The following is a 22,867-nucleotide window of genomic DNA, read 5'->3' on the forward strand; positions in this document are numbered from 1 at the left end:
TAAAGCTGGCTGAAAACTGTGACAGAGAACTTATTTCTTTGTTTTCTCTCTTTCAGCATCTTTTTCTGCGGCTTTTGGTGCTCCCTTCGCTTTAGCTTTCGGGTTCTTTTTATCGTAATTTAAAGTTTCCTTCCTGATTTTCATCGGAACATTTTCTTTGGCATTTTCGTCTTTTCCTTCTTTGATTAATTTATCGTTGAGTTCGTTTTCTTCCGCAGAAAATATATCATCTTTAGATTTTATTCGCTCATCTCCACGCCAGACAAATCCTTTTAATTTACGTGCATTTTCGGGTAAATCGGCTTCTGGATAAATATCGCCATCAACATTGTTGAAAAAAGTAATGGTTTCGACAGCATTATTCTCTAAAATAAGATTGATTTTACTGCTTACATTTTTATTTATTCCGATGAGTTCATTGACGTCATTCCGCATATAATAAATAACTTCGGTGTTTTTTACCACATCTACATCATGCAATTTCCCTTCTCTGAATTTTCCGTATAAATTGAGCCCTTTCACCTGATTATATCCTGTTCCCAGAGTATCTTTGGAGACGAGAAAAGTATTATTGAGTACTTTGAGGGAATCTAATTTTCGAGTAGTGTTATCGCCAATTAAGTGCATTAAATCACCTGTAATCTGGCTTTCTCCATTCCATATAATCGGGTGTCCAATTAATTTGGTTAATGCTATTCTGGTACTGGAATGCAATGAATCACATTTACCGCTCATGTCGGTTTTGTAAAAACGGACATTATTAAAAGCCCTGATAATTCTGTCGCCTTCCTTGCCTGTAACCATCAATTTTTTTCCGTGAATATAAACAGAATCATTTTCAACAAAGTTTACAGCAACAGCTCTCTTGGTTACAAACATAGAGTCTTTTAGTTTGTATATTTCAGCATAATGGCCTTTCACTATTCCACGATTAATTGAATCGGTAATTTTTACATTTCGCGTTGCCGAAGCAAATTCTGTATTCCGATTATAAAACAAACTGTCACCTTCAATTAGTCTGTCATCATATTTTATATAGGATTTCCGGAGGAAATGCGCAACATTTTTTTTGGTATCATAAAAGCCTTTTTCGGTATAAATATAATTGGACTTACTCGTAATGGTAGATGGGCCAAATAAATAACTGTGACCTGAATTGCTGTAATAATCTAAATGATTTGATTTTATGACGTATTTTGGGTTGGTAATTGTAACTTCCGTCAAAAAATTAAATTTCTTTTGCGCTACATAATATCTGCCTGATTTACTTACTAAAATATTGTCTTTGTTGACAATCGTACCTTTAGTGTTGTAAAAAACTTCCTGAACATTTCGGTCAAAATTAATAGTATCGGTTTGTAAAGTTGCATCGGGAGAGGTCATAACTGCATTTCCCGTGGCAAATGCTTTCTTTACATTTCCGCTATATTCGGCATATTTACTGTTTAAAAATAAAGTATCTCCTTGTACAAGTTGTACATTTCCGAAGGCTTTGATGTAATTTTCTTTCTGAAAGAAATAGGCTTTATTACAAGTAAGAACCACACCATCATGATTTATTTTTACATTTCCGGTTAGCAAAAGCGCACCGGGAATTTCTGTTTCGTTGACATCTGAAAAGTCTGAATTTTCGACGATTATTTTTTTAGGTGCCTGTGCAAAAATGCTTTGTACACTTAATAAAAGCAAACAATAAGATATGAAAAAGAGTGATTTCTTCAATTGATTTAATTTTTGTCAAATTTATGAAAAAGGTTAGAACCTTAACCGATATTAAGATTTATTTATAATGCTAAAAATTAGTATCGGTATAAAAATTAAAAATTGATAATTGCAGTTTTTTTGAAAAAAGTATTAAATTTTACTTTTCAGTACTTCAGCGTCAATATCGCTGTGTGAAACATCGTAAATCGCTTTTCCGTCTTTAATTAATATCAATTGAGGTGATTCGTGATAAACGTTAAATTTGTTTGCAATTTCGTTGGATACATCACGATGTGCAATTAAATCCAGAAAAAAAGCATCAACAGTTTCGTCTAAATCGTATTCTTTTTCAAATTGTTTCAAAGCCATTCGGCTAATGCTGCATCTTGTACTATGCTTAAAAATTACAATAGGCTTAACATTAGACATACTCTCTATATCATTTAACTGTGTTAAATTTGTAAGAGGAATCCAATTTATATTACTTTTTTGAGAATCCGAATTATCCGTATTTCCGAAAATTGAATTAAAAAAACTCATGTTTTTGACTGTTTTTATGACTTTTTGACATTAAAATTAAGTTTAATCTTAATTTTTAACGTCATTTTGTCTGTGTTTTTACTGTGGAATATAATTTGAACATCGCAACGCAACAAAGTTATATCATTTAAAATTAAATTTTAACGTTATAAATTCAAATTTTGATGATATCGGATATTTAATAATTGAAATAAAACCTAAATCATACAGAAATGAATATAAATAAATTTACGACTAAATCTCAGGAAGCCATTCAGCTATCACAGCAACTGGCTCAGCGATATGGGCAACAACAAATAGAAAACGAACACATTTTTAAGGCTATTTTTGAGGTTGACGAAAATGTAGCGCCTTTTATTTTGAAAAAGCTCAACGTGAACGTGCCCTTGTTTTTACAAATTTTAGACAGTACAATTCAGAGCTTTCCAAAAGTTTCAGGAGGTGATATCATGCTTTCCAGAGATGCAAATAAAGCTTTGAATGAAGCTGAAATTATTGCACAAAAAATGAACGACGAATATGTTTCGATCGAGCATTTAATTTTGGCCATTTTTGATTCAAAAAGTAAGGTTGCGCAAATTTTAAAAGATCAGGGTGTAACCGGAAAAGGCTTAAAAGCTACTATTGAAGAACTTAGAAAAGGCGAAAGAGTAACATCGGCTTCAGCTGAAGAAACTTATAATGCCTTAAATAAATATGCTAAGAACCTAAACGAGTTAGCAAGTACAGGAAAACTGGATCCGGTTATCGGGCGTGATGAAGAAATCCGTCGTGTGTTACAGATTTTGACCCGCAGAACAAAAAATAATCCAATGTTAGTGGGTGAACCCGGAGTTGGTAAAACTGCCATCGCTGAAGGTTTGGCGCACAGAATTGTGGACGGTGATGTGCCTGAAAACCTGAAAGACAAAATTGTTTTCTCTTTGGATATGGGGGCATTGATTGCCGGAGCAAAATACAAAGGAGAATTCGAAGAAAGATTAAAATCGGTAGTAAAAGAAGTAACAGCTGCTGAAGGTGATATTGTTTTATTTATTGATGAGATCCATACGCTCGTAGGCGCGGGTGGAGGTGAAGGTGCAATGGATGCGGCAAACATTTTAAAGCCGGCTTTGGCTCGTGGAGAATTAAGAGCAATTGGAGCAACAACTTTAGATGAATATCAAAAATATTTTGAGAAAGATAAAGCTTTGGAACGTCGTTTTCAAAAGGTTTTAATTGATGAACCGGATACTGAAAGTGCCATTTCGATTTTACGTGGAATCAAGGAAAAATACGAAACACATCATAAAGTTCAAATTAAAGATGAGGCCATTATTGCAGCGGTTGAACTTTCGCAACGTTATATTACGAATCGTTTTTTACCGGATAAGGCTATCGATTTGATGGACGAAGCGGCTTCTAAATTACGTATGGAAATCAATTCAAAACCAGAAGAATTAGATGTTTTGGATCGCAAAATCATGCAGCTGGAAATTGAAATTGAAGCCATTAAACGTGAAAAAGAAGAGAGCAAGCTTAAAATCCTGCACATGGATTTGGCTAATCTGAAAGAAGAACGCAACGAAATTTACACCAAATGGAAATCAGAGAAAGATGTTGTTGACGGAATTCAGGCTGTAAAACAAGAAATTGAAGACTTTAAATACGAAGCTGAACGTGCAGAACGCGATGGTGATTATGGAAAAGTAGCGGAAATTCGTTACGGAAAAATCAAAGAAGCGCAGGAACGTTTAGATGTTTTATTAAAACAATTGCAGGAATATCAATCCGGAACTTCATTGATTAAAGAAGAAGTAACCCGTGAAGATATTGCAGAAGTGGTTGCAAAATGGACCGGAATTCCGGTAATGAAAATGCTTCAGACAGAAAGAGAAAAACTCTTGCATCTGGAGGATGAATTGCACAAACGTGTTGTCGGTCAGGAAGAGGCGATAGAGGCTGTAAGTGATGCTGTACGCAGAAGCCGTGCCGGTTTGCAGGATGTAAAAAAACCTGTTGGAACGTTCTTGTTTTTAGGAACAACCGGGGTTGGTAAAACAGAGTTGGCAAAAGCTTTGGCAGAATATCTTTTTGATGACGAAAATTCCATGACCCGTATCGACATGAGCGAGTATCAGGAGCGTCATAGTGTGAGCCGTTTAGTTGGTGCGCCTCCGGGATATGTTGGTTATGACGAAGGCGGACAATTGACGGAAGCTGTTCGTAGAAAACCATATTCTGTGATTTTGTTAGATGAGATAGAAAAGGCACATCCGGATACGTTCAATATTTTATTGCAGGTTTTAGATGAAGGCCGATTGACGGATAATAAAGGACGTCTGGCTGATTTCAAAAACACGATTATCATCATGACATCGAATATGGGAAGTCATATTATTCAGGAAAAATTCGATAATTTAAAAGGAGGAATTGAAGCTGCTACCGAGGCTGCAAAAGTTGAAGTTTTAGGTTTACTGAAACAAACAGTTCGGCCGGAATTTATAAATCGTATTGATGAGATTGTATTGTTTACACCTCTGACTGTTGAAAATATTTCTAAAATTGTAAGCCTGCAGCTTAAAAGTGTGACTAAAATGCTGGCTTCGCAAGGTATCACAATGGATGCAACTCCAGAGGCAATTCAATACCTGTCAGACAAAGGTTATGATACTCAATTTGGTGCAAGACCTGTAAAACGTGTTATTCAAAGAGAGGTATTGAATCAGTTGTCAAAAGAAATTCTGGCTAACAATATTACAACCGATAGTATCATTTTGATAGATGCTTTCGATGGAAAATTGGTTTTTAGAAATCAAACTCATAAAGTTTAATGATTTTTGTTTAGTTAATTATTAAAATGAAAGAACATCAGTCGAAAGACTGATGTTCTTTTTTGATATCTATGATAGTGGAGTGTAACAACCAGGGAGAAGAAGGGGGCAACTTTAATTAAAAAGCCAACCTCTCTTAATTTTAAACTTACACACGCATTATTTCGATTATATATTTTTTATTTTACAATAATCTTTTTTGTTTGTTTGAAATTTTGGGATTCTATAGTTACAAAATAAATACCTTGTGATAAGCCTCCTGTGTAATATTGTTCTTCGGGATTATAATTTTCTTTTTCGAATATTATTTGCCCCTGAATATTGGTTATTTTTAAACCGAATGTACCAGAGGCTGTATTTGGCAGTTTAATGTTAATTAAAGAAGAAACGTTTGTTGGGTTTGGATAAATAATAAAGTTTGAAGCTGAACCTGAATTGTCAGCAACTGAAAGATTTTCGGAAATTGTAGCTTTCCAATCCCACCAATTTTTATTTACGCTGGCCGTACTTATAGCTCCTTCTCCAAGTTTAATTTTATAATTAAACTTAGCAGTACGAGTAGATTCTCCCTGAAAAATATAATCTGAATTACAGATTACTGCAAATATAACACCATTTGCCGGCTGACCTTGCCCGAAAGAGATTGCGCAGTCTCCTGCATACACTGGCTGAGAATAAATGGTTTTTCCTTCTTTGGTACGATAGCATAATTGTAGTGACATGTTTTTTCCCAAAGGCTGAAAAAATACAGTAGCTTGATTTCCTTCAACATGAATTGGAATAAAGTTAGCTCCTGACCAGCCAGGCAGAGTTTTTTCTTCCGGTATTAGATAGTCGTTCTCATCTGTTGTAGTTGTAGCATAAGGCGTGGCTGTCCATTTCTCTACATTTATAAGAGCTGGTTGTTCAGGGCCTAGTTCACGCCCCATATTATTGCGATACAAATTTAAAATCGGTTGTTCGAATTTTCCAAAATCAGCCAATGCCAGTCTGGCTCTATATTCCTGAACCATTTTGCGCATTTTAGTATCTCCAATACCATTAACGGTTCCATTGCCATTAGCTATGCCTTCCAGTACGCGGCCTTCACAATAATTCCATACCCATGGTAGACTTTTTTCACCTACAATTTCCCCTAAGAATGTTGGAAATACAGAACTATATTGAACACCTCCAATAATATCCCGAGTCAGTCTTAAAGTAACTCCATTCGCATCCTGAACTCCAGAATTTACACCTTCGGCAGACGGTCCTCCGAAAGTTCCGTCCTGAAGCCATCCGCTATAGCATTCTATTGGAATAAACGGGGCAATAACAGAACCTGCACTTAACCATCCTAAATCAACATTGCTATAGTCTTGGCTCCCGGATTTTTTGATGTCTAATACTGTTTGCAACCAAACGTTAGAACCTTCGTGAAACCAGGCAGAATTTCTGCATCCAGGCAAAGAGGCATATATGGCATGAATACCTTCATGTGTACAAGCACCGGTTTGATATTTGGCATCTGGAAAAGTGGTATTAGGATCAAAACTGGCAACAGGATAATAGGACAAAAGAACCATCGGCCAGCTTTGCCCATCTGGAGTGCCAACACCACTTTGCCAGCCTCCTAAATCTGTATTTGATGCAGTATCGGTACATAACCCTGAACCATACAAATATACCGAACTGCGATATCCTTCTCTATATAATTTGTCTGGAGGCCAGCCCATATTATCTCTCAGGAAAGTGAAATCCCCATCTAGGCGTTTTAGCAGTGCGTCTACAGCAGCATCAGTCACCAGTGGGTTTGCATTAGGTCCTTTAACAAAGGTCCATGAACCATAATTTCGTGACGAAGCACCATTACAGCCGTCATATCCAGGGTAGTCATCCTCTAAATTTTTTAATGGTTTTGGAAAATCCGGATAATCGCTTTTAAAATCGTAATGAAGTGTAGTGTCGTAGGCAGGCCAGAAAGTAAAATCGCTATCTTCACCTTTGATTGTTAAGTAAAAATCGATGGAACTCTCGGTGCCACAACTATTAACATATAAAAAGGTATAAGTTCCTGAGTTTACTTCCTGTAAATTTGATAAAGTGATATTTTGATCCAAAGATTCAAAATTATTGGGACCAGTCCATTTCATTTTGGCACCGGCTTCATTACTTGGTACAGTCGCTTTGAACTGCACGCTTTCCCCTGAAGAAATGACGGCATAATTTAGGTTTTTTTCTTGTCCATTGTTTACTATGACACTAGAGGTTAATGAAGTAGCATTACATTCAGTAGTCTCAGTTCCAAAAGCTTGAAATTCAGTTACGCCCGTTGCTGTTGCACTTTTCATGTAAATTCTTAATTTCCTGGATTTAAAACTTAAATTTTCGACAGTATTGAATTGATTTAAAGCCAATCCAATAGTACCGCCATTGATCCAATTAATTCCGTCCCAATATTGAATATATGCATCTGTAGGTTGTCCAATACCGCCATAATCGGTAAACCAATACACTCCCACAGAATTTATCGCATGAGCAAAATCCCATTCATATTCAATCCAATTATAAGTATTGTAAGCACCCTCTCCGTCCCAGTTTCCATAAACAGGGTTGGTTCTGTCTTCCGAACTAATCGGTACAAAACCATCATTCACAGCATTAAGGCTTTCCCAGGGAGAAATATGGGAGGTAGTAACCTTTGTTGAATTTAGCATAGCTAAATTGGTCTGAGCATTTAATTCTCCTACAAGTAGCATAACGACGCTAAAAAATAGAAATGGCAGAAAGTGGGATAGTTTTTTTTCTTTCATTGTGAAAAATTTTGGTTGTTAATTTTTTGAAATAAAATCTTTGGTACTGTATGAATAAGTATTTTTAAATCTCTTTCTGTTTATTATGAGAAATGTTTTTAAATAACTTACTAATTTTTAACTTTCATTGATAAAGCAAGTTAGGAGTATTTTTAATTTATTAATAGGTACGTAATTACCTAATAATTAGTAAAAGTTATCCAGTATTAATTTTGTAGTAATAAGAATCTTCCTGATATAACCGATTTTTCTGTAACCTAAAAAAATGTAGCCTTTTTTAATTCAGAGCAGAAGTGCCAATCATATTTTTTTTAAATCCGTAAATCATGAAACTTTTCTCCAAAGTAATATAAACCGTATCATTAATTAATTTCTGAAATTTACTAACTAACTTAAAACATAAGATTATGAACAACATATTTAGAGGATTGATAGCGGGTTACGGTGCGAAAAAACTTGGAGGAGGATGTTTTGGAACTATTTTAGTTTTCGTAATTATCTGGTTGCTTTTAGGACAATGCAGTTAAATTTAGAAAAACATTTGGTAAAAAAGTAGTAGATTCGCACCTATAAAAAAATGACATGTATAGATAAATTTGGCACTATTGCTAATGGCTTATGCATTCTTAAATAAAATTTATAATGGCATCAGGTTTTTTCGTACTATTAGATGATATCGCAGCAATCATGGATGATGTTGCAGTAATGAGTAAAATTGCAGCAAAAAAAACTGCGGGTATTTTAGGAGATGATTTAGCCGTTAATGCCGAAAAGGCTTCAGGATTTGCTTCTTCAAGAGAACTGCCTGTTTTATGGGCAATCAGCAAAGGTTCGCTGCTTAATAAGATCATTATTTTACCAATTGCATTTTTATTGAGTGCTTTTTATCCCTTTGCTATCATTATAGTTTTAGTACTTGGCGGTCTTTTCCTGGCTTACGAAGGAGCTGAGAAAATATATGAATTTATATTTCCACACAGTCACGAAGAATCAGAAGGAATAACAGAAGAAACCTTTACTGAAGAAGAAATTCTGGCAATGGAAAAAGGGAAAATAAAATCGGCAATCATAACTGATTTTATATTATCTGTAGAAATTGTAATTATCGCTTTAGGTACTGTAATTGAAGAGCCTTTAATGCAGCAAATCGTTGTAACTTCAATAATTGCATTAATTGCAACTATTGGTGTTTACGGGATTGTTGCTCTTATTGTTAGAATGGATGAAGCAGGTTACAAGCTTATTAAATTCAGTAAAAGAGAAAAAAGTATTTCAAAATTTATTGGTAATATTTTGGTAAAAGCCCTTCCGTTGGTTATAAAAAGTTTAACTGTAATTGGTACAATTGCGTTATTATTAGTTGCCGGAGGTATCTTTGTGCATTACATTCCATTTTTCCATCATTTAGCGCCTAAAATACACATCCCTTCAATTATAAAAGAGTTTGTTGTAGGTTTAGTATTAGGAGGTATAGTTTTAGGGATCGTGAATTTGTTTAAAAAACTGTTTAAAAAGGCTAATTAAGAATAACTCTTCAGAATAATAAAAAAAAATACCAGCAATTGCTGGTATTTTTTTATCTTAAAAAGTTTTTATCTTAAACTTGCTCCAAGCTCAGTCTCAAATGTTTGTTGCAGTTTTGACATAATTTTGTCAATTTGAGAATCCGTAAGTGTTTTTGTGTTGTCCTGAATGGTAAAACTCAAAGCATATGATTTTTTACCTTCCGGAAGATTTTTGCCTTCGTAAACGTCAAATAAATTGACATCTTTCAAAAATGCTTTCTCTGTTTGTCTGGCCAGTTTATAAATACTTTCGTAAGTTGTGTTTTGGTCAATTAACAAAGCCAAATCTCTGCGTACCTCAGGATATTTTGGAATTTCGGTATATTTAATTTTTCCGGTAATGGTTTTTAAAATCAAATCCCAGTTAAAATCAGCATAATAAACATCTTGTTTTATTCCGAAATGTTTTAAAATCGATTTTTTAATAACCCCCATTTCAACTAATGTATCGTTGTTGTAACATATTGATGTCCCCTCAGAAAAAACATCAGATTGTACCGGAGCATTTGATATTTTATCGACTCCTAAACGGGATAAAATTGCTTTTGCATATCCTTTCAATAAAAAGAAATCAGTAGGTTTTTGTGGATTTGTCCAGCTTTCTTTATTTCTGTCTCCGGAAATTGACAAAGTCAAGTGTTTGTGTTCTTCATAACCGTTAAGATATTTATGATATGTTTTTCCGAATTCAAATAGCTTTAAATCAGAATTTTTTCTGTTGATATTATATGAAATCGCTTCTAAGGCAGAGAACAATAAAGACTGGCGCATTGTTGCCAAATCACCACTTAAAGGATTAAGCATCGTAACATTATGTTCTTCCTTAAGAACAGTTGATAATTTTGCGTAAGCAGCCGTAGTCAAAGAATTGGCCATCATTTCATGAAAACCTTGTGAGTTTAATTGTGAAGCGATGATATTCTGTACTTTATAATCTTCTGTTCTTGGCGAATTCGAAACGGTTGCATTGAACTTTTTAGAAAATTCAATATTATTATAACCGTAAACTCTCAAAATTTCTTCGATTACATCAATTTCACGTTGAACATCAACGCGATAAGCCGGAATGGTTAATCCCAAACCGGAATCAGAAACACTATTAACCTTAATGTCTAATGAAACCAATATTTTTTTGATGGTATCTTTTGGAATTTCCTGCCCGATAATTTTTGATACGTGGCTGAAGTTCAGTAAAACAGAAAAATCTTCTATTTTTTTAGGATACACTTCAACAACGTCAGATGTAATTTTTCCGCCTGCTACTTCCTGAATCAAAAGAGCAGCACGTTTCAATGCATATTCTGTAATAGTTGGATCAATTCCTCTTTCAAACCTGAAAGAAGCATCTGTATTTAATTGATGTCTTTTAGCTGTTTTACGAATGCTAACGGCATCAAAATAAGCACTTTCTAAGAATATTGAAGTTGTTCCTTCAGAGACCCCTGATTTTTTTCCGCCAAAAACACCCGCGATACAAAGCGGACCTTTTTCGTCACAAATCATTAAGTCTTCTGCATGCAATGTTCTTTCAACATCGTCTAAAGTTGTAAATTTTGTACCTTCCGGCAGCGTTTTTACAATTACTTTTCCGTGGATTTTTGCAGCATCAAAAGCGTGTAATGGCTGCCCTAATTCATGTAAAACATAATTAGTGACATCTACAATATTATTTTTTGGAGTTAATCCGATTGCTTTTAAGCGGTCTTGCAGCCAGGCTGGCGATTCTTCAACAGAAATTCCGGAAATTGTTACCCCACAGTATCTAGGTGCCAATGCAGGTTCTTCTACACTTACATCAATTTTCAAAGTACGCATGTCAACTCTGAAATTACTAACTGAAGGAGTAATTAATTCTACGTTCACTCCGCGTTGCAGCATTCCTGCTCTTAAATCACGGGCAGTTCCCAAATGGCTCATTGCATCAGCACGATTTGGAGTGAGTCCAATTTCGAAAACTTCATCATTTGCAAGCTTAAAAACTTCTGCAGCAGGTGTTCCGGGAATTAAGGCATCGTCTAAAACCATGATTCCGTCATGTCCTGTGCCAAGACCTAATTCATCTTCTGCACAAATCATTCCGTGACTGTCCTGTCCACGAATTTTACCTTTTTTAATAGTAAATTCTCCTCCTTCTTTATCATATAAAATTGTTCCGATAGTGGCTACAGGAACTTTTTGTCCTGCAGCAACATTTGCAGCGCCACAAACTACCTGAATTGGATTTTCTAAACCAATATTTAAAGTTGTAACTTTTAATCTGTCTGCATCAGGATGCTTTTCGCAAGTCAGTACGTGTCCTACAACAACTCCTTCTAAACCTCCTTTTATCGATTGATATTTTTCGACAACTTCAACTTCCAGACCTAAATCCGTTAGTAACTCAGAAGTCTGCTCCGATGTCCAGTCAGTTTTAATAAATTGTTTTAACCAGTTGTATGATATTTTCATGTTAACTTATTGTTCTTAAATAAAGGTGTAAATATAAGGATTGATTGCCGGAGTTGGAAACTATTTTTTTGTTTTTTGTCTTTAAAAAGTACCGTTTAACGGAATTGTGAAGAACAAAAATGAGTAAAAAAGTTATCACAATCGACTTAATAATCAATTTAGAAAAAAAATCAGATTGAAATTTTTAAATTAATTCTTCCACATGTTTTTTAATGTTTTCTGAAATCTTTCTGGTAGGCAAATCATTTTCGTCATCACCAAAAGGGTCTTCAATTTCTTCAGCAATAAGCTCCAGACTTGCTAATACATAAAAGATAAAAACAACGACCGGTGCTACATAATACCCTAAACTTATGGAGTACCCAAAAGGCAGTGTCATTGTATAAAAGAAAATGAATTTTTTAATAAAAGCACTGTAAGAGTAGGGGATTGGCGTATTTTTGATTCGTTCGCAGGCACCGCAAATATCTGTAAACGATTGTAATTCTTCGTTTAAAGTAATAAGCTGGTCACCGGTAATTTTTTTTGCTTCGTATAAATCATTGATTTTATGATACATCATTCTTTTAACCTGATTTGGTTTATGCTTATGATGATCAATTTCTAAATCAACATCTTCGAAAAGCTGTTTGCTGATTTCATCATCTTTTAAATGCTTATGCAAAATAGTAGCATAAGTCGGGATAAATTTCCTGAAAAATTTTCGATCATTTTCATCTTTCAAAATAGCCGAAAGCTTAATGGCTAAATTACGGCTGTTATTTACCAGGGCTCCCCATAACTTTCTTCCTTCCCACCAACGATCATAAGCAGTATTGGTTCTGAAAACAAGTAATAATGAAATTACAAAACCAAGCATTCCGTGCATAATTGGAATGTTATGGATATAATCGTTTTTAGTAATTTTAAAGTATTCAACTTCAACATAACCTACAATTGCCGAGTAAACCCCAATAGCAAGCATAATAGGGAATAATTTTCTAACGGTATCAGATTTATGGAAATGAAAAATAAAAGAAAACCATTCTTTTGTATTGTATGAAATCATTTTTTAAATATATTTTGAAAGTAAAATTAAACTAAAAACTGATATTTCCTGCTAATTCTTTTAAGGCAATTTCTGATAATTTTGCCTGATATTGAGCGTTGCTGTAGCTAACTTTTGCATTGACATAATTCAGTTGAGCCGTCCTGAATTCTAAGGTGGTGATTGTTCCAATTCTAAATTTATCCAATGTAATAGACAAATTCTGTTTCGCTATTTCTACATTATCATCTACAAGACCTATTAATTCAATATTGGTTAAATATGTTTGAAAAGCAGTGCTTAATTGTGTATTCAAAATCATATTTTGCTGATCGATTGCAATTTGCGAATTTTCAATCTCCAATTTGGCTACTTTTTCATTTCGGTGCTGATTGAATCCATCGAATATATTCATTGATGCGCTAAAACCGTAACTTAAACCATGCGAAGAAGCCTGACTGGTAAAACCCAGACTTGACTCACTTTTAGCAAAATTGTAACCTGAATTTAATTGTACTGTTGGATAGCGACCGGCTTTTACTTGTTTCAATTGTAACTCGGCAATTCGTTTATTAATAATTTGTTGTTCTAAGTCAGGATTTTGTTTTTGTGCCAGACTCAATAAATCGGCAAAGATTAATTTATCATCAACGGTGACTGCATCCGTTACTCTGAAATCAATTTTAGGATCACGGGCAAGGTATTGGTTCAATAGGATTTTGGCATTGGCATAAGACTCTTTTTGGCGTAATAAAGCTACCTGATCTGAATTTAAATCGACCTGAGCATTTAAAACCTCTAATTTTGAAGCTTTCCCAATCGTAAAACGATTTTTTGCCAAATCTAATCTCTGGTTTGAAATCACAATTGTGGTGTCTAAAGCGGATAATTGCTGCTGTTGTTGCACCAAATCATAATAAGCCGAATTAACCTGTCCTATTTTTTCTAAAATAGTTCTTTTTAATTCGGTATCACCTAATTTTTGAAGCTCTTTTAATTGGTCTAACCTTGCAAACATCTTCATTCCGTCAAAAATTGTCCAGCCAAGACTTACGCCATAATTTAAACTGTTGTTTTTTGCATTCTTCAATGATGTTGTTGTTCCGTCCTGACGTGTCTGAGAGGAGTTTTGAATACTGTTGTTATCGACTATCGAAGCTGAGGCAACAGGTAACATACCGGAATTTCCGATAGTTACATTGGTTTCGCTTATTTTTGAGTTGTTTTTGGCAATTTTAATTTCAAAATTATTTTCTAATGCAATTTTCATGGCATCTTCAATAGTGAGGATTTCCTGTGCATTGTTTTTTGCTATACAAAACAAAAATAAAATCAGGCTTTTTAATATTGTTTTAGTTTTCATATTATAAATTATTGACTGCGAATTACCATTTTAAACTGAAGCCCACAGCTTTTAATATTATTTCAAATTTAGGATCTACGATTTACTTTCTTTTTCATATTCTTCGATATGATCAAATTCCGGATAATGTTTTCGGGCTTTAGACCACATTAAATAGATAGCAGGAATTATAAAAAGTGTTAGTGCTAAAGAAAAAATAGTTCCTCCTACGATTACAACCCCCATTCCGATTCTGCTTGTCGATGCTGCTCCAAGTGATAGTGCAATTGGCAGTGCTCCTAAAGCGATCGCCAGACTCGTCATTAAAATAGGTCGTAAACGGGCTTCTGAAGCTTCTAAAATAGCTTCTAATTTCGGTTTCCCCTGTTCACGCAGCTGATTGGCAAATTCTACAATCAAAATACCGTTTTTTGTTACCAGACCAATAAGCATTACAGTTCCGATCTGACTGAAAATATTCCAGGTCTGATTGAATAGCCATAACGAAAATAAAGCTCCTGCAACAGCCATAGGTACCGTTAATATAATAATAAACGGATCTACAAAACTCTCAAACTGAGCAGCAAGAATCAAAAAGATCAGTAATAATGCTAACCCAAAAGCGAAAGAGGTATTGGAGCTGCTTTCGACAAAATCGCGGGATTCTCCACTTAAATCGGTAGTGAAACTTTCATCCAAAACCTTGGCTTTTATCTGATCCATTGCCTGAATACCATCGCTGATACTTTTTCCCGGCGCTAAACCAGCCGAAACAGTAGCAGACATATAACGGTTGTTGTGATACAATTGCGGAGGATTACTCTGTTCTTCCACATTTACCACATTATCCATCTGTATCAATTCTCCATTTTTGTTTTTGACAAACATCGAAGTTAAATCCAATGGTTTTGAGCGGTCTTTTTGATCAAACTGTCCGATAACCTGATATTGCTTTCCGTTTTTTATAAAATATCCAAAACGCTGTCCACTTAACGAAAGTTGTAAAGTCTGAGCAATATCCATAATAGAAATACCTAAACTTTCGGCTTTTGCACGATCGATACTTACATTTATTTCAGGTTTGTTAAATTTTAAATTTACATCAGTAATAGAGAAAACATCACTTTTACCGACTTCTTCCATAAAAACAGGTATTTTTTCTCTTAACTTTTCAAAAGTAGGAGCCTGAATAATATACTGAATTGGTAAACCTCCACGCCTGTTAACGGCAATTGTGGGCTGTTGAATGACGGATGTTTTAGCATCCGGATATTGTTTGGTCCATTTTGTCAATTTATCAGCAATATCTTTTTGAGATCTTTTCCTTTCATCAGGTTCTTTTAATGAAAGCCTTATAAAACCACTGTTTACAGATGAAGATCCAAATCCTGGCGAAGTAATAACAAGACTTACTTTTTTCTCCGGAATAGAATCATCAACCAATTTCGAAATTTCCTGCATAAAACGATCTGTGTATTCGTAAGAAGAGCCTTCAGGTGTATTCATACGCATTACGATCGAGCTTCGGTCATCATAAGGTGCTGTCTCTTTTGGGAGTATGGTAAAAAATAAATAGATAATTCCAAAACAGACAATCAAAATAGGGAAGCTTATCCATTTTTTTGCCATGAAACGATTTAAGGCATCGGCATAACCGCTGTTTAATTTTTCGAAAAACGGTTCTGTTTTAATATAGAATTTTGACTTTTTTTGTTCCCCGCCTTTCATTAAATAGGCATTCAGCATTGGAGTTAAAGTCAATGATACAAAGGCCGAAATCAAAACGGCGGCACCAATTACAACTCCAAATTCCCTAAAGAGCCGTCCTACGAAACCTTCTAAGAAAATTACGGGTAAAAATACTGCTGCAAGCGTTACTGAAATCGAAATTACAGCGTAGAAAATCTCATTAGAACCTTTAATTGCTGCTTCAATCGGCGACATGCCTTCTTCGACTTTCTTGAAGATATTTTCAGTTACGACAATTCCGTCGTCGACCACCAAACCTGTAGCCAAAACGATTGCCAATAAAGTTAATACGTTAATTGAGAATCCGAAAAGCCACATAATAAAGAAAGTGGCAATCAACGAAACCGGAATATCAATCAATGGTCTGAAAGCAATTGCCCAATCCCTGAAAAACAGGTAAATAATAATGATTACAAGAATTATCGAAATCCCTAAAGTTTCTGCTACTTCCAATACCGATTTTTTTACGAAAATGGTATTGTCAAGTGCAATATTCAGTTTAATATCTTTTGGAAGATCCTTTTTTAAGGCTTCGTATTTTTTATAAAATTCAGATGAAATATCTAAATAATTTGCTCCGGGCATCGGAACAATAGCCAAACCAATCATCGGCAGCCCCGATTGACTCAATTTTGTTTCAATATTTTCAGGTCCTAATTCAGCACCTCCAACATCACTTAAACGAACGATTTTATCTCCATCCGTACGAATGATAATATTATTGAATTCTTCCGGTTTAGAAAGATTTCCAACCGTTTTTACGGTTAATTCGGTATTATTTCCGGTTAGTTTTCCTGAGGGTAATTCTACATTTTGTGCATTCAAAGCATCACGGATCTCTGCAACCGTACAGCCGTAAGCAGCTAATTTAGCCGGATCAATCCATAAGCGCATGGCATACCGTTTTTGACCCCAAATCTGAACACCACTTACACCTGGAATGGTTTCTAATCGCTGTGAAATTACATTTTCTGCATAATCACTTAATTCTAAAGAATTTCGGGAATCACTCTGAACAGTCATCGAAATAATGGCATCACTATCGGCATCTGCTTTAGAGACTACGGGCGGCGCATCTATATCCTGTGGTAAACTCCTGATGGCCTGCGAAACTTTATCACGGACATCATTTGCAGCTTCTTCTAAATTTTTATCTAAATTAAATTCAATTGTAATATTACTGCTTCCCTGATTACTGGAAGAAGTTATGTTTCTGATTCCGTCGATAGCATTTACGGCTTTCTCCAGAGGTTCTGTAATTTGCGATTCAATGATATCAGAATTGGCTCCTGTATAATTGGTCCTGATAGAAACCTGCGCCGGATCAATTGAAGGGAATTCCCGAACACCTAAAAAAGTATAACCAATAAAACCGAATAAAATAATCAAAAGATTCAGTACAATGGTTAAAACGGGTCTTCTTATACTTGTGGTTGATAAACTCATTATGATGTGATTTATTTTAGATTTTAGAGTTCAGATTTTAGATTATAAAAATGTGGAAGTACATTATTCAAATTTCAAAACTCATAACTTAAAATTGCTGTTTTTTTACTTTAACTTTTATTGGAGCATCATTTTTTAATGACATAACGCCACTGGTAATTAAGGTATCTCCGGTTTTTAATCCTGATAAAATCAAAATAGATGAGTCGGTTCTTGTAGTAGCATCCACCATAACTTCTTTGGCTTTGCCCATATTTGCTATAAAAACTTTTTTACCGCTTTGAACAGGAACAATAGCTTCTGAAGGAACTGTAATTGCATCTTTGATAATGTTTAAAGGTAATTTTACATCAGCGAAAGTACCCGGGAAAAGTTTTCCATCAGCATTATCTGCAATAGCACGAATTTGTAAAGTTCGGGTTGCAACCGCTATTTCAGGCTCTATCGCATATATTTTTGCGTTATACACCTTCTCTGATCCCGAAACAGTAAAATCTATGGTTGATCCTGATTTTACTTGTGCTGCGTATTTTTCAGGAATAGAAAATGTGATTTTTAATTTGCCGGTATTTACTAATTTTGCAACAACAATTGCCGGAGTGATATAGGTTCCCGGAGAAATAGAGCGTAAACCAATTTTACCTGAAAAAGGAGCTTTTACGGATGTTTTGGAAATTTGAGCCCTAATTAATTGGCTTTGTGCCTGCGCAGAAGCAAAATCTGCATTTGCAACATCAAATTCTTCCTGACTGATAGCTTCTTTCTGAAGTAATAATTTGGCTCTTCTTTGATTTTCAGCGGCCAGGTTTTCTTTGGTGGAAGCCTGTCTTAATTGAGCCCTCAATTCAATATCATTTACCTTAAAAAGAACCTGTCCTTTGTTTACATAACTGCCTTCGGTAAAGTAAATTCCTTCTACAATTCCTGAAACTTCACTATGGATTTCTATTTGTTCATTGGCCTCAATAGAACCTGATAAAGATAAGTTATTGTCAAAAGTGCTTGTCTTAACAATAATTCCGGTTACAGTTGTTGGTGCATCTTTATCTCCGAATTTTTTAGATTCGTCATTTTTACTTTTATTAGATATCACTCTATAGGTAATAAATCCTCCCAGTACGATAATCAGTAAGGCGTAAATTAGGTTTTTTACTTTCATAAATTGAGGTAAATGTGTTTTATAATTTCGAGTTTAGTGAGTATACAAATTTAGTTTTTTGAAACCAAAACCTGTGATATTGGCAGTTATTTAACATTTGTATGTACAACTATTCTTAGCCAATCTTTTGACATAAAAAGATTAGACTATGCTCTTAAAAAAAGGTTTAATCAGAATGTTTTTTAATTTAAAAAAAGCTTCGATTAAGTTTATCCTGAGCGAAGTCGAATGGACTCTGCCTGACACTATGTTTTATCGATTGATGGTAATAAAAATCAAAAAAAATGCAATAAAAGAGTTTCACTTTTATTGCATTTTTTTTGATTTTCGATTTTGCTATGAATTGCTGAACTGAAGATTGCTTAGATTTTTATAGGTTCCATTTTCAAGATTAATCAATTCCTGATGGGTTCCTTCTTCTGTAATTCTTCCGTTGTCTAAAACTAAAATTTTATCAGCACTTCTGATAGTCGAAAGACGGTGAGCAATAATAATACTTGTTCTTCCTTCCATTAAAACCTCTAACGCTTCCTGAACTAATTTTTCGCTTTCACTGTCTAAAGAAGATGTAGCTTCATCTAAAATCAATATACTTGGATTTTTTAATAATGCTCTTGCAATTGCAATTCTTTGGCGCTGACCACCTGATAATTTTACACCGCGTTCTCCAACCAAAGTTTCAAATTTTTCAGGAAACCCTTCAACAAAATTCAATGCATTCGCCTGTTTAGCCGCCAGCATTATTTCTTCATCAGAAGCGTCCGGTTTTCCGTAGGCGATATTTTCTCTGATTGTCCCTCCAAATAAAATAACATCCTGAGGAACAATACTCATGTTTCCACGAAGGTTCTCTAAATCATAATCATAAATACTTTTTCCATCAACCAGAATTTCACCTGATGTAATATCATAGAAACGCAGTAATAAAGAAGAAATAGTCGATTTTCCGGCACCACTGGGACCAACAATAGCAATTTTTTGACCAAATTCGGCTGTAAAGTTTACATCTTTCAGAACTTCAACTTCTTTACGGGAAGGATAACTAAAAGCAACATTTTTGAAAGTAACGTTTCCTTTGATCTTTTCTAAAGAAGTTGTCTTCGGATTTGCATTAATTTCTTCGGGAGTTTCCTCTAATAATTCAAAAACACGTTCAGTAGCTCCGACTGCTTTTTGAATCTGGGCATACATTTCGGCTATTCCTCCAAAAGAAGCACCTATAAAAGTGGTATAAAGTACAAACGAAATTAAATCCCCAACACCTTGAACTTCACCTTTTATAGTTAAGGTAATTCCGTACCAGACAACTGCTACCACGCATCCAAAAAGACATAAAATTATAAACGAAGCAAAATAACCCCTGTATTGACCGCCTTTGATAGCAATTTTTACAATTTCCTTAATTTTGTTTTTATAACGCTGAATTTCGTACCATTCATTGGCAAAGGCTTTTACATTGCTGATTCCCTGCAAAGTTTCTTCGACAATTACCTGGCTTTCGGCTACTTTGTCTTGTGTTTTTTTTCCGTATTTACGAATAAATCTTCCAAAAATTACTGCTGCAACTGCAACAACCGGAACTATGGCCAGCATCATCAGAGTTAATTTTGGGCTAATGTTTCCTAAAATTACAAACCCTCCAATAATCAATATAAACTGGCGTAAAAACTCAGCAATTGTAGTAGTAAATGTATCCTGCAACTGTGAAATATCAGCACTGATTCGGCTATTAAGTTCTCCAACGCGTTTTTGAGAGTAAAACGACATTGGAAGTTTAACCAGGTTCTCATATAATGCAAAACGAATATTTGATAATGAATTTTCAGTGAAATTTACAAAAAGAGAAATTCTGAAAAAAGAGAATATAGCCTGTAAAACCAAAATTCCCATAAGAGCAACAGCAATTTGGTTAGCTTTATCAAGATCCTTATTTGTAACGCAATCCACCAACATTCCCATTAGTTTAGGAAAGGCGAGGGCAGTAGCGCTGGTTAATAATAAGAAAACCAAACCCAGGAAAAATTTCCATTTGTGATTTTTGGCATATTTAAAAATTCGTAGTGCTTTTTGAAGTGAGTTAGTGTCTAATTTAGCTTTCGGTAAATCATTTTCTTGAAATCTTGCCATGTGAGTATACATTTAAGGTATGCAAATGTATGATTATAGCAAATGAATACAAAAGAATAATCAAAAATCCCTTTTCAGATTTTGCATTTTAACTTAATACTAAGAAAACGTCAGGATTTATTTGTTTTTAAGAAGCTGAAATATAGATTGATAAATGATAATGCTAAAAAATATTTGACTTTTTTTCTAAATATGCTTGCAAATACAAATTCTAACTGTATATTTGCACACCTTTAAACAAAGGGCGATTAGCTCAGCTGGTTCAGAGCACCTCGTTTACACCGAGGGGGTCGGGGGTTCGAACCCCTCATCGCCCACTAAGAAAAGCTTCAATGAAAATTGAGGCTTTTTTTATTTTGTATGCCCAGTAAATACTCATCTTTCCGGCCTTATTGAGAATTTCAATGCCGAGTAGTTTAGTTTATATTGCATGAAAAATAAAGACTTCCCGATTATTTGAGGATTTAGAGTTTTGGATTCTCTTTTAAATTCTTAAAATGGAGTGCTTTATCGATTGATTCTAACCCGGATGTATCGCGATTTTTTGCAATATGGTTTTGCTTTCAAGCAGACTAAATTACTTTTTTTCTTCTTTTTGCAGGTAAGTAATAAAAGTTAAGGGTGAAACACCTGTTATTTTTTTAAATGTAGTTGTAAATCTGCTATGGGATAAAAACCCGGACTGATCAGCAAGATAACTTATTTTATATTTCAAATAGTCGCTGTCATTCCTCAAACGATCGACAATGAAATTGATTCTTAATTCACTGATATAGCTTGCAAAATCTTTTTTATTATGCTTTTTGATAACGTATGATAAATAGCGATGATTTATACCAAGCTCTCCGGCCATGGAATTCAGGGATATATCCTTATTGAGATAAAAATGAGAATTCTCAAATTCCTGAATACTTTTTAGAATACTCTCCTCTGTTTCAGCTGACATATAGTCCTTTGCAGGATCTTTTTTTAATGTTGGCTCAATTTCGGTAAAAGGCACTATTTCCTTTTTATTTATAAATTTTTTAAATTTTTTATAATCTTGTTTTCGTCTGTAAATATATAATCCTAATGTAAGTATAACAATAAAAATACAGCTTCCAATAATAATAAAAGTACTCTTTTTATATTTCGATTGGATATCGATCTGTTTTTTGCGAAGTGCTTTAATTAAGTCATTTGCAATTATTTTTCGGTTGTGTTCTTCTCCTTTGTTCAATTTCTGATACAATTCATTATAAGAGATGTACTTTTTACTGTTTTCGGTCTTCTTATAATAAGCAAGTAAAGAACTGTACACTTCTTCTTTTAATGCAAAAAAATTAGAAGCATCTGCTATTTGTTCTGCCTTTTGGTAATTGAAGGATGCACTTTTATAATCTTCAGTGGATGTGTATACGTTTCCAAGTCCATTGTATATAAAACCTTTTAAAGGACTATTTGATGATTGAGACTGGGTAAGTTGTTTATTTGATTTTTCATAAAAATATAAAGCCGAATCAATTTTATGCAATAAAAGATAATTTTTGGCTATTAGTTCGCCATTTACAGCTAACTGAAAATTTCGATCAATACTGGCGCCGGCTTTTTCAAACAATTGATTTCCTTTTTTAAGGTTGGTTATAGCTTTCGAATAATTAGCATCTAACATTTCATAATATGCTATTTCCTGAGACAAATTTCCTTGAAATTTATACATTTCGCTTTTGTCCTCTATCTTTTTACTTACATCAACTGCTTTTTGTAAATAAACTTTACCTATGCTCGGAATTTCATTCTCACGATAAAGTGTAGATAAAAAACCATTTATCCTTGCCTGAAAAGTGTAATTATTATCTAGTTTGGCTAAACTGTCTGCATGCACTAGAGCAGAAGCCGCTTCTTTTCGGATTCCGTATTGACGTAAAAGAGTAGCTTTAAGCATATATGCTTTTATTCTTTCCGGATTATTTTTTGAAATCTTATAAAGATAATCAGTATTGGCTAATGCTTTTATAGGATTTGAACTTAACAATACTTGAGATGTCTCAGAAAAAATACGGTCATATTTAGAAATCTGAGCATTGCATTGCAAATGAAAAAATACAATTACGAACAAGAAGGAGATAAATTTGAAATACATAAACTAAGATAAATTAAAATAATTAAAGACTTG

The 22,867-nt window shown here is 34.3% G+C and carries 12 protein-coding genes and 1 tRNA gene; 3 read left to right on the top strand and 10 right to left on the bottom strand.

From position 1 onward, the window contains the following. Window positions 1-30 precede the first annotated feature (30 nt). Together ACEN92_RS00240 and ytxJ are read right to left on the bottom strand one after the other, a co-directional pair. A complete protein-coding gene (locus tag ACEN92_RS00240; RefSeq protein ID WP_495640364.1) occupies window positions 31-1,722 on the bottom strand; it encodes an OstA-like protein in 1,692 nt (563 codons plus the stop codon). A 132-nt stretch (window positions 1,723-1,854) separates the two neighbouring features. Beyond that, window positions 1,855-2,244, bottom strand: a complete 390-nt coding sequence (gene ytxJ, locus ACEN92_RS00245) for a bacillithiol system redox-active protein YtxJ (protein ID WP_495640365.1) — start codon at window positions 2,242-2,244, stop codon at window positions 1,855-1,857. Between the two features lie 212 nt (window positions 2,245-2,456). Here ytxJ and clpB point away from each other — a divergent pair, with 212 nt between their 5' ends. Further along, window positions 2,457-5,057, top strand: coding sequence for an ATP-dependent chaperone ClpB (gene clpB, locus ACEN92_RS00250; protein ID WP_495640366.1), 2,601 nt, complete (start codon window positions 2,457-2,459; stop codon window positions 5,055-5,057). Between the two features lie 179 nt (window positions 5,058-5,236). Here clpB and ACEN92_RS00255 read toward each other — a convergent pair whose 3' ends face one another. Continuing rightward, window positions 5,237-7,849, bottom strand: coding sequence for a T9SS type A sorting domain-containing protein (locus tag ACEN92_RS00255; protein WP_495640367.1), 2,613 nt, complete (start codon window positions 7,847-7,849; stop codon window positions 5,237-5,239). 642 nt (window positions 7,850-8,491) lie between these two features. Here ACEN92_RS00255 and ACEN92_RS00260 point away from each other — a divergent pair. Next, window positions 8,492-9,373 (top strand): DUF808 domain-containing protein, encoded by an 882-nt coding sequence (locus ACEN92_RS00260; protein WP_495640368.1) that lies wholly within the window; start codon window positions 8,492-8,494, stop codon window positions 9,371-9,373. A gap of 68 nt (window positions 9,374-9,441) precedes the next feature. Here the strand turns inward: ACEN92_RS00260 and pheT are convergent, their stop codons facing one another. The 6 genes from pheT to ACEN92_RS00290 all read right to left on the bottom strand — a co-directional run bounded on the left by pheT (window position 9,442) and on the right by ACEN92_RS00290 (window position 20,712). Then, the gene (gene pheT, locus ACEN92_RS00265; RefSeq protein WP_495640369.1) at window positions 9,442-11,862 is read right to left on the bottom strand and encodes a phenylalanine--tRNA ligase subunit beta; all 2,421 of its coding nucleotides are present in this window, start codon (window positions 11,860-11,862) and stop codon (window positions 9,442-9,444) included. A 184-nt stretch (window positions 11,863-12,046) separates the two neighbouring features. After that, window positions 12,047-12,910, bottom strand: a complete 864-nt coding sequence (locus tag ACEN92_RS00270) for a bestrophin family protein (protein WP_495640370.1) — start codon at window positions 12,908-12,910, stop codon at window positions 12,047-12,049. A gap of 31 nt (window positions 12,911-12,941) precedes the next feature. Further along, a complete protein-coding gene (locus ACEN92_RS00275) occupies window positions 12,942-14,252 on the bottom strand; it encodes a TolC family protein (RefSeq protein WP_495640371.1) in 1,311 nt (436 codons plus the stop codon). A 75-nt stretch (window positions 14,253-14,327) separates the two neighbouring features. Beyond that, on the bottom strand, window positions 14,328-17,426 hold the full coding sequence (locus ACEN92_RS00280; protein WP_495640372.1) for an efflux RND transporter permease subunit: 3,099 nt from the start codon (window positions 17,424-17,426) through the stop codon (window positions 14,328-14,330). An 88-nt stretch (window positions 17,427-17,514) separates the two neighbouring features. Beyond that, window positions 17,515-18,585 carry an efflux RND transporter periplasmic adaptor subunit gene (locus ACEN92_RS00285; RefSeq protein WP_495640373.1) on the bottom strand — a complete coding sequence of 357 codons (1,071 nt, stop codon included), beginning with the start codon at window positions 18,583-18,585 and terminating at the stop codon, window positions 17,515-17,517. A gap of 336 nt (window positions 18,586-18,921) precedes the next feature. Continuing rightward, entirely contained in the window at window positions 18,922-20,712 is a 1,791-nt protein-coding gene (locus ACEN92_RS00290) for an ABC transporter ATP-binding protein (protein ID WP_495640374.1), read from the bottom strand. Between the two features lie 242 nt (window positions 20,713-20,954). Here ACEN92_RS00290 and ACEN92_RS00295 point away from each other — a divergent pair. After that, window positions 20,955-21,029: transfer RNA gene (locus ACEN92_RS00295), tRNA-Val, on the top strand. A 260-nt stretch (window positions 21,030-21,289) separates the two neighbouring features. On the opposite strand, the gene ACEN92_RS00300 is transcribed toward ACEN92_RS00295, so the two are convergent. Then, entirely contained in the window at window positions 21,290-22,834 is a 1,545-nt protein-coding gene (locus ACEN92_RS00300) for a helix-turn-helix domain-containing protein (protein ID WP_495640375.1), read from the bottom strand. Window positions 22,835-22,867 lie beyond the last annotated feature (33 nt).

This window comes from Flavobacterium sp. Flavsp81 (assembly GCF_059491325.1).